The 16,366-nt window shown below is 37.1% G+C and carries 17 protein-coding genes and 1 tRNA gene; all 18 read right to left on the bottom strand.

The annotated features are described in order from the left end of the window. Positions 1–127: 127 nt before the first annotated feature. The gene (mscL, locus tag Q0E20_RS05180) at positions 128–595 is read right to left on the bottom strand and encodes a large conductance mechanosensitive channel protein MscL (protein ID WP_295997279.1); all 468 of its coding nucleotides are present in this window, start codon (positions 593–595) and stop codon (positions 128–130) included. 226 nt (positions 596–821) lie between these two features. Then, the gene (locus Q0E20_RS05185) at positions 822–1,709 is read right to left on the bottom strand and encodes a DMT family transporter (RefSeq protein WP_295997282.1); all 888 of its coding nucleotides are present in this window, start codon (positions 1,707–1,709) and stop codon (positions 822–824) included. A 79-nt stretch (positions 1,710–1,788) separates the two neighbouring features. Beyond that, positions 1,789–3,288, bottom strand: coding sequence for a threonine synthase (thrC, locus tag Q0E20_RS05190; RefSeq protein ID WP_295997284.1), 1,500 nt, complete (start codon positions 3,286–3,288; stop codon positions 1,789–1,791). A 139-nt stretch (positions 3,289–3,427) separates the two neighbouring features. Then, a complete protein-coding gene (locus Q0E20_RS05195) occupies positions 3,428–4,369 on the bottom strand; it encodes a Dyp-type peroxidase (protein ID WP_295997287.1) in 942 nt (313 codons plus the stop codon). Between the two features lie 88 nt (positions 4,370–4,457). Beyond that, a complete protein-coding gene (locus Q0E20_RS05200) occupies positions 4,458–4,655 on the bottom strand; it encodes a helix-turn-helix domain-containing protein (protein WP_295997290.1) in 198 nt (65 codons plus the stop codon). Between the two features lie 69 nt (positions 4,656–4,724). Further along, positions 4,725–4,800 (bottom strand) — tRNA-Lys (locus Q0E20_RS05205). A gap of 90 nt (positions 4,801–4,890) precedes the next feature. Beyond that, entirely contained in the window at positions 4,891–5,193 is a 303-nt protein-coding gene (locus Q0E20_RS05210; RefSeq protein ID WP_295997291.1) for a hypothetical protein, read from the bottom strand. A 4-nt stretch (positions 5,194–5,197) separates the two neighbouring features. Beyond that, the gene (gene moaA / locus Q0E20_RS05215; protein ID WP_295997294.1) at positions 5,198–6,163 is read right to left on the bottom strand and encodes a GTP 3',8-cyclase MoaA; all 966 of its coding nucleotides are present in this window, start codon (positions 6,161–6,163) and stop codon (positions 5,198–5,200) included. 19 nt (positions 6,164–6,182) lie between these two features. Then, positions 6,183–6,623, bottom strand: coding sequence for an MOSC domain-containing protein (locus Q0E20_RS05220; RefSeq protein WP_295997297.1), 441 nt, complete (start codon positions 6,621–6,623; stop codon positions 6,183–6,185). A gap of 172 nt (positions 6,624–6,795) precedes the next feature. Further along, positions 6,796–8,118: a nucleobase:cation symporter-2 family protein gene (locus Q0E20_RS05225; RefSeq protein ID WP_295997300.1), complete on the bottom strand. Its 1,323-nt coding sequence runs from the start codon at positions 8,116–8,118 to the stop codon at positions 6,796–6,798. Between the two features lie 163 nt (positions 8,119–8,281). Beyond that, positions 8,282–8,899 carry a cyclodeaminase/cyclohydrolase family protein gene (locus Q0E20_RS05230; protein ID WP_295997303.1) on the bottom strand — a complete coding sequence of 206 codons (618 nt, stop codon included), beginning with the start codon at positions 8,897–8,899 and terminating at the stop codon, positions 8,282–8,284. 70 nt (positions 8,900–8,969) lie between these two features. After that, complete coding sequence (locus Q0E20_RS05235) at positions 8,970–10,640, bottom strand: formate--tetrahydrofolate ligase (RefSeq protein ID WP_295997305.1); 1,671 nt, start codon at positions 10,638–10,640, stop codon at positions 8,970–8,972. A gap of 251 nt (positions 10,641–10,891) precedes the next feature. Then, complete coding sequence (gene ttdB / locus Q0E20_RS05240; RefSeq protein WP_295997309.1) at positions 10,892–11,503, bottom strand: L(+)-tartrate dehydratase subunit beta; 612 nt, start codon at positions 11,501–11,503, stop codon at positions 10,892–10,894. Beyond that, complete coding sequence (gene ttdA, locus Q0E20_RS05245) at positions 11,503–12,405, bottom strand: L(+)-tartrate dehydratase subunit alpha (RefSeq protein ID WP_295997312.1); 903 nt, start codon at positions 12,403–12,405, stop codon at positions 11,503–11,505. The genes ttdB and ttdA overlap by 1 nt, the downstream gene beginning before the upstream one ends. Positions 12,406–12,792: 387 nt before the next feature. Further along, positions 12,793–13,815 (bottom strand): AraC family transcriptional regulator, encoded by a 1,023-nt coding sequence (locus Q0E20_RS05250; protein ID WP_295997316.1) that lies wholly within the window; start codon positions 13,813–13,815, stop codon positions 12,793–12,795. 52 nt (positions 13,816–13,867) lie between these two features. Continuing rightward, positions 13,868–14,509: a hypothetical protein gene (locus tag Q0E20_RS05255; RefSeq protein ID WP_295997320.1), complete on the bottom strand. Its 642-nt coding sequence runs from the start codon at positions 14,507–14,509 to the stop codon at positions 13,868–13,870. Positions 14,510–14,614: 105 nt separating this feature from the next. Beyond that, a complete protein-coding gene (locus tag Q0E20_RS05260) occupies positions 14,615–14,881 on the bottom strand; it encodes a SemiSWEET family transporter (RefSeq protein ID WP_295997323.1) in 267 nt (88 codons plus the stop codon). Between the two features lie 346 nt (positions 14,882–15,227). Then, entirely contained in the window at positions 15,228–16,250 is a 1,023-nt protein-coding gene (locus tag Q0E20_RS05265) for an AraC family transcriptional regulator (protein WP_295997325.1), read from the bottom strand. Positions 16,251–16,366 lie beyond the last annotated feature (116 nt).

Consider the following 16,366-nt stretch of genomic DNA (forward strand, 5'->3'; position numbering starts at 1 on the left):
GCCTTGGTAGAATAACTCAATAGCTTTCTTTTTAAATTCATAATTATATCTCATGAAAATACCCCCTTTACTGGTTGTCCAGTAAAGGGGGTACATATCATTCTAGAACTCTATCTTAATAAATTGATTATTTCAAATCAGAAGTACAGTTAGGGCATTTAACTGCATCAATATTGATTTCTGTTTTACAGAATGGACATTCTTTTGTAGTTGCTGGTGCTTCTTCAGCTTCTTTTTTAGCAGTTTGCATCAACTTCGTCAACGCGCGAATCATCAAGAATACAACGAATGCTAAGATTAAGAATTGAATAAGGTCAGTGATGAATGTACCGTAAGGCAATACAGCACCGGCAGCGCGAGCTGTTGCAATATCAGCACCATTCATAAATGCATCCTTAGATGCTTCACTCAATGGCAAATATAAATTGCTGAAATCAATACCACCTGTGAACAAACTGATCAAAGGCATGAACAAATTACTAACTACAGAATTCACTAATGCGGTGAAAGCTGCACCAATAATCATACCTACAGCGAGGTCCATCATATTCCCTTTGAAAGCGAACTCTTTAAACTCTTTGATAAATTCCTTCATGTCTAACTCCTACTCACATTTAAAATCGTCCGGAAAAATTAACCTCATTAATCATAAAAGAAAAAAACTCCTATGTCAAGAATTTTCGATATAGTTAATTGAATATTTTTAATGTATTTATCATCATATTTTCATAATGTATAAAAAGGTGCCATTTGTCTATATAAATACTTATAGACAATGACACCTTTGCTATATCTTTAAACGCTAAAGATATACTATATGACTATTTTGTTTTTGCTTCTATAATCTTACCTTCACGTATAGGACCATTTTGTTCTTTCAACCGCGCCAACATAACAGAAGCCACAAACATAGCAATACCAGCCCCTACCGTTTCAATAGTTAAGTTTTCACCAAAGAACAAGAACCCATAGAAAGAACTAATAAATACACCTACATATTGTAAAAACTGAGCTACTACTGCATTTGTTGTAACAAAAGCACCCGTCAAGAAAAACTGTGCTACTACTGTAATAGCACCAATAGCAGTTATAATAAGCCATTCTTGGCCTTGAGGCATCACAAATCCATCGGTTGTTACAAGGCCTGCTATCATACCTGTGATCAAAAAATAAGCCATAATTTCAAAATTACTATGTTTACCATGCTTGCTAATAGATCGAATGGTAGTATACGCAGCAGCAGATAATGCTGCACCTAAGATGGCTACTAAAGCATACCAGGTAAATCCGCCATAACTAAATGGGTTAACCATAACCATTACAGCTATAAAGATTAAGATCAGCCATTTACCAGCACCTTTAGGAACGCGTTCCTTTAAGAAAAAAGCGCTAAAAATAAATACGAAAATACCCGATGTTTGAAACAATATAGTAGCATCAGACATTTTCATATGTACCAAAGCGATAAAGTTGCAAACCATGCCAAAACCGCCATAAAGCCCACGCATGATGAGTAAACCTCTATCCTCTGTGGAAAAACGGATGCCCTTCATATACATAACAATAAGAACTGCAACAGTACCAAATAATCCACGAAAAAACGCAATTTCCCCAGATGGAATATTAGATCCTAACATCTTAACAAATAAGTTCATAGTACTTAATAAAAGTGCCGATAAAAGTGCATAAATCAAACCTTTTTTTACCATTATATCCCCTTTCAGTTACTAGTATTGCACGCGTTCTATATATAGATATACCGCCCTTCAACAGAAAGGCGGTATCGTATTATTTCGAAAATGTATCAACAAAATCAAGAATCTCTTGTTTCATGTTTTCTTTGTCAATAGCTTTTGTAAAGCGCAATGATTTAGACTTTAATGCAGCTAATTGTTTAGGAAATGCCACACCGGTTACAGCAGAAATATTATCTAAGCTTTCATAAGGTGTTGAACCAACCTTGATATCAAGAGCCTCACAAATCGGTGTTGGGAATTTAAATGGATGTGCCGTAGATGCGATAATCGTATGTCTAGCACCATCTTCTGGGTGAGCTTCTAATTCTTTCATATAAGCACCCATTGCAACAGCTGTATGAGGATCCATCAAATAACCATAGGAATTATAGACTTGTTCAATAATAGCCTTTGTTTCCTCATCATTTACATAGGCACCACTAAAATTGGTTTGTACACGTTTAAATTCTTCTTCGTTAACAGACAATTTACCTGTTGCTTTCAAATCTTTCATCCATTGAGCTGTTCTTTCACTATCTTCACCAGAAATGTAGTACAAGAAACGTTCAAAATTAGAGGATTCAAGGATATCCATGGATGGTGAAATCGTCGTATAGAACGGGCGATTCATATCGTATGTACCAGTATTAAAGAAATCAGTAAGCACGTTATTTTGATTAGATGCACAAATCAATTTACCAATAGGAATCCCCATCTTTTTAGCATAGTAAGCAGCTAAAATATTGCCAAAGTTACCTGTCGGAACCACCACATTGAAGGCTTCATCTTCATGAATAGCACCTTGTGCAACAAGTTCAGCATAAGCATTCACATAATATACAACTTGTGGAGCCAAACGACCGATATTAATAGAGTTTGCGCTAGAGAACATAACACCTTTTTCAGCAACCTCTTTTGCAGTTTCTGTATCAACAAACAATCGTTTTAAGAATTGCTGAGCATCATCAAAGTTACCATGAATAGCAGTTACGTTAACATTAGCACCTTCTTGTTTCTGCATTTGTTCTGCTTGCATAGGGCTAACACCATCAGTTGGATAAAACACTTGAATATGAGTGCCTGGTACATCCTTAAAGCCTTCAAGAGCCGCTTTACCTGTATCACCAGATGTAGCTGTTAGGATAAGAACCTCTTTATCTTCCCCTTCCGCTTCTTTTGCGGCTACCAATAAATATGGGAATAGTGAAAGCGCCATATCTTTAAACGCTTGTGTACGACCATGAAATAATTCCAATACAGACACCTTTTCAAGTAAAGAATGTAAAGGTGCAATATCACGCGTGCTAAAGTTTGCATCACAATAAGCAGAGTTAATCATTTCCTTAAGATGCGCTTCGGAAAAACAAGGAAATAATTTTGCTAATACAACAGCTGCTACCTCTTGGTAGGATTTGTCTTTAACGTCATTATAGCTTAAGCAATTCGTTGGAAATAAAGCAGGTACATATAAACCGCCATCCTCAGCTAAACCATGTAATAATGCATATGTTTCATTTACGGCAACAGTGCCACGTGTACTTGTATAATTCATGGGCAACCTCTACAAACTAAAATTCTATGGAATATATAATATTCTATAATTATAGCATAAAAGCGCCTCAAAAAGGGCGCTTTCTATAGATTTTATTGCATATTATTTTATCATGACTTTTATTATAAACTTACAACGATTATAATTCACCTTCTGCTATGGCATCCAATGTATCAAGGGATGGAATAAAGAAAAGCATACCTGTAATAGGTTTAGAATAATCAAGCAATTTATCGTTTTGTGTAAACATGTTTGTAAGCATTGTTTTCGTTACATCCCAGTAACGAGCATAGCCGATGAAATATGTGCCGCGCACACCTTGGCCAGGTTGTGCAAATGGTACATTCATACGAACGATTTTATGTTCTTCGTCATCGCGATTATCTTGAGCTACTACATTGTGAGCTGCTGGATCTTTTTCATCATCGTCTAATTCAATATCGCTGAATTTACGACGGCCAATGAATTTTTCTTGCATTTCTGTAGGAAGTGCACGCCAAGCATCAAGGTCGTGTTCATATTTTTGTGCAAATGCATAAGACCCATTAGTGAATTCAGGATCTTCATCACCGATAACGCCCCACTCTACTGCTTCTTGGCCTACAGGATTTTCCGTACCATCAACGAAATCGATAATAGCACGACCTTGTTCATAATGAAAACCATGAGTTTCATCAACTACAGATGTAATAGGACGCAAGAATTCCATGATTTGATCCACTACAGTATATGTAACAGATTCATTATTGGAACGTATATGTAAGAACAAATCAGCCGCTACAGCTGGCACGTCTTGTTTATCACCTTTAATACCTTGGAAGTCTTCTAACTCTTTTGGTACAGGTGCATTAGGGAATAAATAATCCCATGCTTTACGGCTAAAGCCAAAAGCGATACCCAAGCCTTCGCCATTAGCACGAATACTAACAGAGCGTTTAATGGCTTGAATACGATCAGCCATATCTTGAATAACTTCTAATTCTGCATCTCGATCTTTACGATTTAATAATAATGTTGTGAAATTGACACTTTGACCCGCATCTTTATATACATCTTGTGTTCTAGCTACATCTACTGCCATTTTAAGCCTCCTAATGAAAAATACTATTAATTTTAATCATACGCTATCACTAATTTATTGTCTATGACAATTATCTATTAAAATAAATTCATATATCGTGTATCTCCTCACCATATAAGCGCTCCATCCCTTGTCTGGTCACTAGCCACATTTTTCCCGATTTTCTAAATTCCCCTTCTAAAAATCCATTTTTCACACGACCTCTACAGTTTTGTTTAAGAGAATCAGCGGTAACATTCCAACGTTCTGCCGCCTCTTGTGTTGTCATAACATCTTCTAGTTTCATATAAATCCCCTAATAATTAGCTATAACACTCCTCAAAAGAAAAACCCGCACCGTAGTGCGGGTTTATTTTGGTGGACCACCAGGGGTTCGAACCCTGGACACCCTGATTAAGAGTCAGGTGCTCTGCCAGCTGAGCTAGTGGTCCATGACATGAATTATTATATGCTTATTTTATAGGAATGTAAAGAATATTTATTACATTCCTATAAAATATATCCATTATTTTTATAGCCTATCAGAATTGTAACATCCAATCCTTTATCGTTTCACAAGCCTCTGTAGGGATGATATCCGTGGTACCCACACATGCCTCGCCGCGGTAAATTTGAATGATGCTATGGGTACGACTTACTTCTTTCACAATAATGTCTGTTACATCAGTCTTAGGCACGCTAAATTGTAATCCATAGCGACCTAAATAGGTAAATATAAGATTCTGTGTGTCATATTCCATATGAACTTGCAGCATTTTACCACCAGGCCAACAGGATTCTACATGTTCTTTATTTCTTGGTTTAAAAAAATCAAAAAACCCCATCCCATTATCCTCCGATGCGCCACATAGGACGTTCCGGTTGATCCATCGTTACCCCATCATGACGTTCTTGTTTATGTTGTAAAGCCCATTCAATATGACTAGCAAGTTCAGTTTCACTTAATCCTCTTCGTACAAGAGATACTAAATCAGCCTCATCATCACGTAAAAGACATAGACGCATTTGACCATCTGAGGTAAGACGAACACGATTACATGTATCACAATAACTATGGGACATAGAGAATATAAACCCGATTTCCTTGCCACTCGGTAAATTATAATACGTAGCAGGTCCAAATCCATATATTCCGTGATTTTCTGTAAGAGGGCCACCACTCACACGTTCTAACTGAGCCTTCCATTCATCAAACGTTGGTCCATGAAATGTATCACCTTGAAACGGCATATATTCGATAAAACGCCAAATGACCGGCCATGTTTCCACATAATTTAGCAAAGCACGGACCTCATCATCCGTCCAGTGACGTGACAAAACAGTATTGATTTTAACAGAAGTAAAGCCCGCATCAATAGCACTTTGAATCCCAGCTAATACTGAATCAAGTTGATTAGCTTTACCCACACATAATGCAAAGGCCTCTCTATCAAGAGAGTCCAAGCTAATATTTACGCGATTCAAGCCAAGTTCTTTTAATCTAGCAGCCCGAGGCGACAACAAACTACCATTGGTAGTCATGGATATATCTTCAAACCAGCCTGTTTTGTTAACACGCATTAACAACTCCTCAATATGAGGATATAGTAATGGTTCTCCACCTGTAAGGCGTACCGCCTTCACGCCTACCCGATGAAAAGCCCCCAATATCGTCATCCATTCATCTACAGATAACAGCTGCATTTGACTCTGTGGTGTAATCTCTGTCGGTCTGCAGTAAGGGCAGCAAAAATTGCACGCATCTGTCAAAGACAGACGTACATATTCAATTGTTCGGCCCCATGCGTCCTTCATAGTACACCTCTTTACAATTTTATTTAATAATGGTTACATCATCGCCTACATTAATTGTACCATTTTTTAGAACTTTACCAAAAATACCTTGCGTAGGCATGATACAAGATCCGACTTGTTTCATAATTTCGCAGCCGTGATGACATTCTTTGCCAATTTGTGTTACCTCTAGTAACACATCAGATCCTAATTGTAGCTTAGTTCCTACCGGTAAATCATACAACACAATGCCTTCAACAGTAATATTTTCAGCAAAATCGCCAGGTTTCACATCGGCGCCTTTTTCACGCATATGCTCAATGCTCTTAATACCGAGCAAGCTAATTTGACGATGCCAATTACCTGCGTGTGCATCGCCTTCCATACCGTAATCTACAATGAGATTAGCAGATTCAATATTATGTTTCTTTTGCCCTTTTTTCTCACTAATCGAGATGGCAATAATCTTACCTTCAGCCATAAACGCCTTCCCTTCTTATGGGAACAAATTATCTAATTTTATCAATTTATTATACCATAGTATATAGGTATAACCCCTGTGAATTTAGTCACTTTTTCAAGATTAATACTTTCAAAAAAAGAACTCTACTCATTACAAGTAGAGTCCTTAGTATTAATAGTATAGAAGTCGATTAACGACGCCCCATTTCTTTGAATTCATCACCCTTGTTCACGCCATTGAGCAATAGATTAAGCATGATTGCCATGATACTACCAAAGGTAATACCAGATTTCAAAATAATTTGAGCCCATGCAGGAAAATGTGCATAGAATGTTGGTGCCACAATAGGAATCATGGATACACCGATACTAATAGCAACGAGCATCAAATTTTGATTTCCGTCGAAATTAACTTTTCCAAGAGAACGGATACCACTAGCAATAATCATCCCAAACATAGCAATACCCGCACCACCAAGTACCGCATTAGGAATACTTGCTACAACGGCAGCCAATTTAGGGAACAAGCCTAATAAAATCAATATCACACCAGATGCAGCTACTACAAAGCGACTCTTAACGCGTGTTACAGCAATAAGTCCTACATTTTGAGCAAATGCAGTATAAGGGAAACTGTTAAGAATACCGCCAATAACAGTAGAAATACCATCTGCACGGATAATGGACGCCAACTCCTTACGGCCGATTTTTTTATCTACAATCTCACCGATAGCAATACTATCACCAGTTGTTTCAACCATAACAACGAGCATAACGACTACCATGGAAAGTACAGATGCCCAATCAAATGTTGGCATACCAAAGTATAATGGTTCAATCATAGCTATCCAGTGAGCTTTGCCAACCTCAGCAAAATTAGTTACCCCCATTGCAAAAGCAATGGCAGTACCACCAATAAGCCCAATTAAAACAGAAAGATTACCAAGAAAACCTTTAGCAAATTTATAAGTAAAAATAACAATTAAGAATGTAAGGAATCCTAATCCTATATTAGTAAGGCTACCAAACTGCGGATTTCCTACTCCACCGCCCATCCAATTAACGGCTACAGGCATTAGATTAATACCGATAATTGTAATAATGGTACCTGTTACAACAGGTGGGAATAGACGAATCAAACGACTAAAAAATGGTGCCACTAAGAATGTAAAAATACCCGCTATAATAATAGCACCATAAATAGCAGTCATACCATGTTGAGCGCCAATCATGGCCATAGGACCAACAGAGGCAAAGGTTACACCTTGAATCATCGGTATGCGACCACCAATATTACCAAACCCTATTGTTTGGATAAGTGTGGCAATCCCGCAAGTAAATAAGTCTGCTGTAATAAGTCGAATTAAATCCTCTACAGGCAAATTCATAGCTTGCGCAATAATGATTGGTACCGCTACAGCACCAGCATACATTGCTAATACGTGTTGTAAGCCATAAGCAAACAGTTTAGGTATTGGCAACATAGTGTCAACAGTATTCTTTTGTTCTGACATAATGGTCTCCTGTTTTCTAAACTACAAACATTACACTTATATTTTACGTTATTATTCGGATTTTAACAATAGAAAAAGAGAAACCTTAGAAATTTTATTTTCTAAGGCTTCCTATTTTTATATTTTCCGAACATTACCCTTGTAAAAGTATGTTATCGTCCATTTATTTGTACAAGGCTAAAATGGATGCTTCCTTTTCATCTAGTTCAGATTCAATTTGATTCATTTGCGCTTTCAACTCAGCCACATAGGATTCATCTTTAATACTAGCTATATTGATACGCACGTTTAAAAATGCCGCCTTTACCGCTGCCCGCGCATTAATAGCTGCAATAATACCATCAGTAATGAGATTTTGATTTCCCTTTGTAGATGCAAGATAAGCAAGATCAAAGATTTCATAACTAATCATACCAATTTCTAAAGGTACATTAGCCGCATCCTTATAAGCCTGTTGAATAGCAGCCGTACGTGCCATTTTTTCTTCATCCGTATGTTTTGATAATGCCAAAGCATCCATAAATAAATTAAATACATTTGCATCTGCTTGCGCTAGTGAAAGTGCTTTTTCACGAATACTTTCGGCTTTTTGTTGTAACAGATGCATATCCTCTTGCACATCTTCATACCCTTTTTTATTAAAGGTGAGATTCGCTACCATTTCAGCCAATGCTGCCCCCATAGCTGCCGTCAATGCTGCAATAGCACCGCCACCTGGTGTAGGTTCCTTGGAGGCAGTTGCCGCTACCAAATCTTTTACAGAACTCGTCAATAAATCCATATATACTCCTCAATAACAAAGGGGGCCATTGCCCCCTCTGTATACTATGTCAATCAACATAACATATTAATTAGAACAATCCTTTAATAGTGCCATCCGCTTCAATATCCATATTAAGTGCAGCAGGGCGCTTAGGTAAACCTGGCATTACCATCACATCACCGGTGCGGCATACTAGAAATCCTGCTCCATTAGCAACACGGATGTCAGTTACATTGATTGTAAATCCTGTTGGCGCCCCCAATAATGCTGGATTATCAGACAAAGAATATTGAGTTTTCGCCATACATACTGGTAAGTTATCTAGCCCCCACTCTTTTAATTGAGCGATTTGTTTTTTCGCCTTTGCACCAAATGTAACACCATCACCGCCGTAAATGGTACGAACAATCTTACCGATTTTATCTTCGATGCTATCTGTTAATTCATATACAAATTTAGGTGTTGGCACGCTACCTTCCACGAGTTCCACAACGCGTTTCGCCATGTCGATACCACCTTCGCCACCTTTTTCCCAACATTCGTTGAGCTCTACCGGTACACCATAGTCATTACACAAATGTGTTAACTCAGTAATTTCTGCATCCGTATCAGTAACAAATTTGTTAATAGCAACCATCACAGGTACATCGAAGAAACGCATATTTTCAATAGCTTTACGCAAATTGCTGAAGCCCTTTGTTACAGCCTCTACATTTTCCGTATTTAACTCTTGTTTTGGCACACCACCATGCATTTTAAGAGCGCGCAATGTAGCGACGATGACAACAGCATTTGGGAAGATATCGCCATAACGGCATTTAATGTCGAGGAACTTTTCTGCCCCTAGATCAGCGCCGAAACCAGCTTCTGTCACTACGATATCACCAAGTTTCATACCTAATTTTGTAGCTACTACAGAGTTACAACCATGAGCAATATTAGCGAATGGACCGCCATGTACGATAGCCGGTGTATGCTCCAGGGTTTGTACAAGATTTGGTTTTATTGCATCTTTCATAAGAAGAGCCATTGCCCCTTCACAACCAAGTTGATGCACATACACAGGCTCACCCTTGAGATTTGGACCGATAACGATACGACCAAAACGGGCCTTTAAATCTTCTAAATCTTTAGCCAAGCACAAAATTGCCATGATTTCAGAAGCAACCGTAATCATGAAGTGATCTTCTCTAGGAAAACCACACACCTTGCCACCCATTGCAACAGTCACGTTACGTAAAGCACGATCATTCATATCGAGCACACGAGTCCAAGAAATTTGACGTAAATCAATTTGTAACTCATTCCCTTGATGAATGTGATTATCAATCATAGCGGACAACAAATTATTCGCCGCTGTAATAGCATGCATATCACCAGTAAAATGAAGATTAATATCATCCATTGGCACTACTTGTGCATAACCGCCACCAGCAGCGCCCCCCTTAATACCAAATACAGGACCTAAAGATGGCTCACGAAGAGCTGCAATGGCCTTTTTACCGATTTTATTTAACGCCTGTACCAAACCGATAGAAGTCGTTGATTTTCCTTCCCCTGCTGGCGTTGGTGTAATAGCTGTGACGAGGACTAATTTCCCATCTTTTTTATTTTCTAATCGTTTAATAGCATCGAAAGAAATCTTTGCCTTATAATGGCCATATTGTTCTATATCATCAGGCGTAAGCCCACATTTATCTGCGATAACCTGAATTTTTTCCATCTTATTTTGTTGAGCTATTTCAATATCGGTAAGCATAATTCCTCCTCATACACACTTGTTTTGTCTACTGTGAATGTATATTTGTACATTTGTTACTTTTTCTATTATATGTGAAAGTATAGATTATGTCTAATACTAATCACTAACAAAATTAGTAAACTATCTAATAAGTGCATTGGATAAAATTCATTAACCATCACTTTAAATACAAAAGAAGCACTGATACAGGGTGTACCAATGCTTCTTTTGCGGATAATCCCCCTATTAAGTTAATCCTCACAATGAGATTATTTAATGAAGCTTACGTGTTTATAGATTTCTTCTAACACTTCTTCTTTTTTCGCATTGTATTCTACTTTTTTATTTTCAAAGTAGTTATTACCTTCTGCATCAATGGATACGATGAGCGGACCAAATTCTTTAACACGGCAAGTCCATAATGTTTCAGGCATACCGAGTTCACGCCAGTTAGCAGACTCGATTTCCTCTACTTCTGTAGCAGCAAGTACGGCATTACCAGCTGGAAATACGCAGTGCAATGCACCAAAGTCTTTACATGCACGTGCTGTTTCAGGCCCCATACCACCTTTACCAACAATAAGACGCACACCGGTTTGTTTCACAAATTCGTACTCGAATTTTTCCATACGCATAGATGTTGTAGGACCTACGGAAATCATTTCAAATGTATCATCTCCATGATCGCGTACGATTGGACCTGCATGTAGGATAGCACCGTTGCGAACATCTACAGGTAACTCACGGCCATATTCAACAAGACGACGATGAGCTACATCACGGCATGTTGTAATGTGACCATTTAAATATATAATATCCCCTGCTTTGATACCTTCAAGATCAGATGCTTGAATTGGTGTTGTCAAAATATGTTTAGCCATTAGAATGTCACTCCTTTATGAGATAAAATTTCGTACTTACCGTCTTTATCAAATACTACATGACCGCGACGATGGTTCCAACAACCAACGTTTACAGCTACAGAAATTACAGATGGATGACGAGAACCATGCTCGATGTTAACGCCCATGACGGATTTATCACCACCCATACCTTGAGGTCCGAGATGTAATGCATTAATACCGTCTTCTAGTAGTTGTTCCATGTACGCTGCTTTTTCATTATCAGCTTTAGAGGAAACAGGACGCATCAAAGCCTTTTTGGACATAACAGCGGCTGTATCGATGGATGTGGCAATGCCTACGCCTACTAAAAGTGGAGGACACGCATTCAAGCCATAACTTGTCATCAAGTCTAGTACGAACTTAGCTACCCCTTCATAACCTTCACCTGGCATCAATGTTTTACCCGAACCGGGCAAAGAGCAACCGCCACCAGCCATATATGGGAAGATTTCTACATCATCACGACCAGGTACGATATCCCATGTGATATAAGGTGCTGTACGGCCAATATTTTTACCCGTATTGAATTCATCAAATGTTTCTACACAGTTATGACGAAGTGGAGCATCTTGTGTAGCTTGATATGTAGCATTGCGCAAAATTTCTTCCAGCTCACCAATCAATGGATAATTAGAACCAACCTTTACCCAAAATTGTAATACCCCTGTATCTTGGCAGGATGGACGGTTCAATTCATAAGCAAGATCCATATTTTTGTGCATTGTTTCATAAATTGTTTTCGCCAATGGATTTTTTTCATCTGCAGCAAGCTCTTTAATTTTAGCTTCTACATCATCAGGTAATTTTTTTGCTACATAAGCAATGAACTTAGCAATGACATTTGTCATTTCTTGTACTTGTTGTTCTTTCGTACTCATCGTAAACCTCCAAATGGACTTTATTATTTAGAACTTTATAATCATTTCTGCTTTGGAGCTTTAGCTCCTTTCGATGATTTCATTCTACTCTTTTTTCAGGATATAACTATCCAATTTATAAGTTGATTTTTGATGGTAAAAGCACGACAAATTCATACAAAATCACCCATATGATTATATTTTCACCCATCTAAAATATACAATTACACCTATACAAAAATATCAAAAAGAGCACTACTTATCAAAAAGTAGCGCTCTTTTACCATTTATTCTTATAGAATTATACCATATACAAATTCACCTATACCTAATGATTGTATATACATTCCAAATTAGTTATAGAATTCTACATTATTTATGCTTAAAAGGATACCAAAACTATCTAAATCAGGCTTTCAATGAATTAACAACATTCTCAAGCTGTGTTGTAACCGCTTTAAGTTTTTGATTTGCCTTATCTAATTCAACCTTATATTGCAGATCATCGTGATAAGGAACGAAAGATTCTAGTGTTCTTATAATATCTTGTTCTTGAGTGGAAATAATTTCCTTCCAATCATGCAGCTTAGTCTTACGCCCCATCTCTTTTGCCTGCTTACGATATTCAGAAGGAGTTGTATGAAAATGCTTTTTAAAAGCCACATTAAAAGCCTTTATATCTGCAAATCCACAATCGCTAGCTATATATGCCACGCTATCTGTGGAGTTAGCCAATCGGACGGTCGCCTCGCGTAATCGCAAGCGCAACACATATTCTAAGAAGGAAACACCTAATTGGCGTTTAAAGAACTGAGATGTATAGTTCACATTATAATCACCGATTTGGGCAATATCTTCTAATTCAATCTTTTGCTGATAATTTTTATCTATATAGGCAATCATCTTATCAAAGGTAGCTACCGTCATTTCAACAGGCTTACCATGAATCGACTTAACCGCATCAATCTTACTATATAAATCACTAGCCAATGACAAATAATGATGCTCCAGCCATAAGCGATTAGCCGAACTTTCACCATCAGCCCTCAACAACATCATCATAGCCGCATGATGACGCAAGGATGTAAAGAATGAATTGTGGCGATTCGTTTCATCTGAACGTACTACAAATTGATACATCCCAAAGTTCTGATCAAATTGTTGAAAGAAATCCTTACCTACATGAATAACCAATGCCGTCGTATCCTGCTCTAATGCCAACGTAGCATGTCCCACTTGAGGGGAAATAATGATAGAGTCGAGAGGTTCCATTGTAAAAACCTCACTATTACAGCTCATCTCAATACGGCCCTTTAACAAGATAAGGATTTCCGTTTCTCCATGCCAATTATAATGATACGTACTAACCTTGTATATATGGCTACTAAAATCTATATGATTATGTTTATAGGTGTAGTAGAAATAATCCATAAGAATTACATGCTCCCTAGAAAATCAAATAATAATTATTGAATATCATATTTTAAAAACCAATTTTCCCTAATAGATATAATGTAAATATAGAAATACCTCCACCAATCCCACCAGCTACTACTATTGTCAAATACGGAATATCAAGAACAGTCCTAAACGTTTTTAAAAATAACAATATCTGTAAAAGTCCACAGGTTAATGTTGTCCCTAGAATTACTGCTCCTGCAAAAACCATATTAACAATATTTGTTAATACCAAAACAGACATAAGCGAAAAAATAAATAACTCTACACTCTTAACTAAAAATATTTCAGCATAGGCATAAAAATAAACCATAAAAACTCGTTTTAATGTCAATGCTGCATCGGCCCCTTTTGCTATCAACAAAAAGATAGGTACGAATACAACAGACATAACGATAAAAGTTACAAATGAACCTGCAATATTCATTGCAAGAGTAGGATTAATTAAAAGTTCCGCGAATGTTGTTGTAGATTCAGGCTTTAATAAATTAACACTTATACTACCAATAGTCATAATAAGTAGCATCAATACTATATAAAACACAACAGCTTTTATAGAACCTCTAAAAGTTCCTCTAACTTGAAAGTATGGTAACCATAAGTTAGGACTCACAACAGCATTAATAATTTGTCTATATACGCTAATAGAGTCAGTACTATTAACCATAAAAACCTCTCTTATTCACATAAAAATGCCCCCCTTATTAATCTAAGGGATGCATTTATTATGATATATATTTTTAACAATGGTCAATAGCAGCTTAATTCAAAATTACATAAGAGCCGTAATCGCTGCTGCTAAACCGAAGAAGATGCCTGGGGCATTGGCTAATGCTACTGGAATGTCTCTATGCTCTTTGAACAAGCCATATGCTACCCATAATGTGCAGTTAATAGCTGCTACTAATGGTTGGATCCAATCGCCTGTGCCTGGATGAGCTAAGTTATGCATGATTTGTGGGAAGTAAGACACATACATAGCTACAGCAGTAACAGTTGCAACTTTACCTACATTTTCCATAAATTTAACTCGATTCATATATCCTCCAAAATTATAACTTACTAATTTTTTTACTCCTGATGAAGTATATTTTACTCAGTTTGGAGAATATAACTATCCAAATTAAAAGATAGTTTTTTTTAGTAAAATCATGCAAAACCTATAGGTTTTTTCTATTTTTTCTTATTATGTACAACTATAATTCTATATATTCACCTATACAAAAAAGGCACTAACTATCGACTATAGTGCCTTTTGATACTTTATCCAAATTTTAAATATATAGAAAATCACCTAATTCTAATATTTCTATATATAACCCAAATATATTACTTACAATATTCCTGTTAAGAAAATAGAATCGCTATCTATATAACAAGATACATTATAAATCCTTTACTACATCAGCAAGCTTCGATTTTAATGATTCTAGCTTATGGCTCATAAACTCTAGTTCAGCCTTTGCTCTAGCGTCATCTTCATAGGCTAAAAAGGAATGTAATAGGTCTAGTACATCTTGATTTTCAACCGAAATAATTTTCTTCGAATCTTGTACTATCGTTTTCCGACCGATCTCTTTTACTTGCTTCCGATATTCTGTTGGTGTCATATGAAAATGCTTTTTGAAAGCTATATTAAAGGCCTTAATATCTGCAAATCCACAACCACTTGCAATCCTTGCAATAGCCTCATCCGTACTAGTTAATTGTGTCGTAGCATCTCGCAGTCTCAACCGCAACACATAGTCCACAAAAGAAATGCCCATTTGCCGTTTAAAGAATTGTGATGTATAGGCCACATTATAGCCACCTATTCTCGCAATATCTTCTAGCTCTAACTTTTGTTGATAATGTTCGTCGATATACTCAATCATTTTATCAAAGGTAGCCGGTTTAATATCACCAGGTCTCGCATTTTCATGAACTTTTTTAACTGGATCAAATTCTCTAAATACATCCCCCACTAAAGCCAAATAATGATGCTCTATCCACATACGATAAATTGGGTTTTCCCCTTTATTCATTAACAACATCGTCATGGCCGCATGATGGCGTAAGGTCGTAAAAAATTCATTATGACGTGTGCTCACATCGGAACGAATAACAAACTCATACATACCAAAATTCGGATCATACTGTTGATAAAATTCATTACCGACCTGAACAACAAAGGCAATCACATCATCTTCAAGCGCTAGTATTGAATGTCCCACCTGAGGTGAAATAATGGCAACATCAAGAGGTTCCATCGTAAAAGTCTCATCATTACAACGCATCTCGACACGACCCTTTAAGAGAATAAAAATCTCTGTTCCTCCGTGCCAATTGTAAGTATAAGTACCAACCCTATATATACTGCTACTAAACTCTATATAATTGTGCTTATATGTATAGTCTAGATACTCCATTATTACCTACACTCCATAATTCAATTGCTTACGCAAAGCCTTCTCTTGAGTCCGACCAATTGCTAACAAATCATATTCATCCTTTGTCCAAGGGCCAAATAAAACTTGTTCTACCA

The sequence above is a fragment of the uncultured Veillonella sp. genome, from assembly GCF_934230905.1.
Classification (GTDB): domain Bacteria; phylum Bacillota; class Negativicutes; order Veillonellales; family Veillonellaceae; genus Veillonella.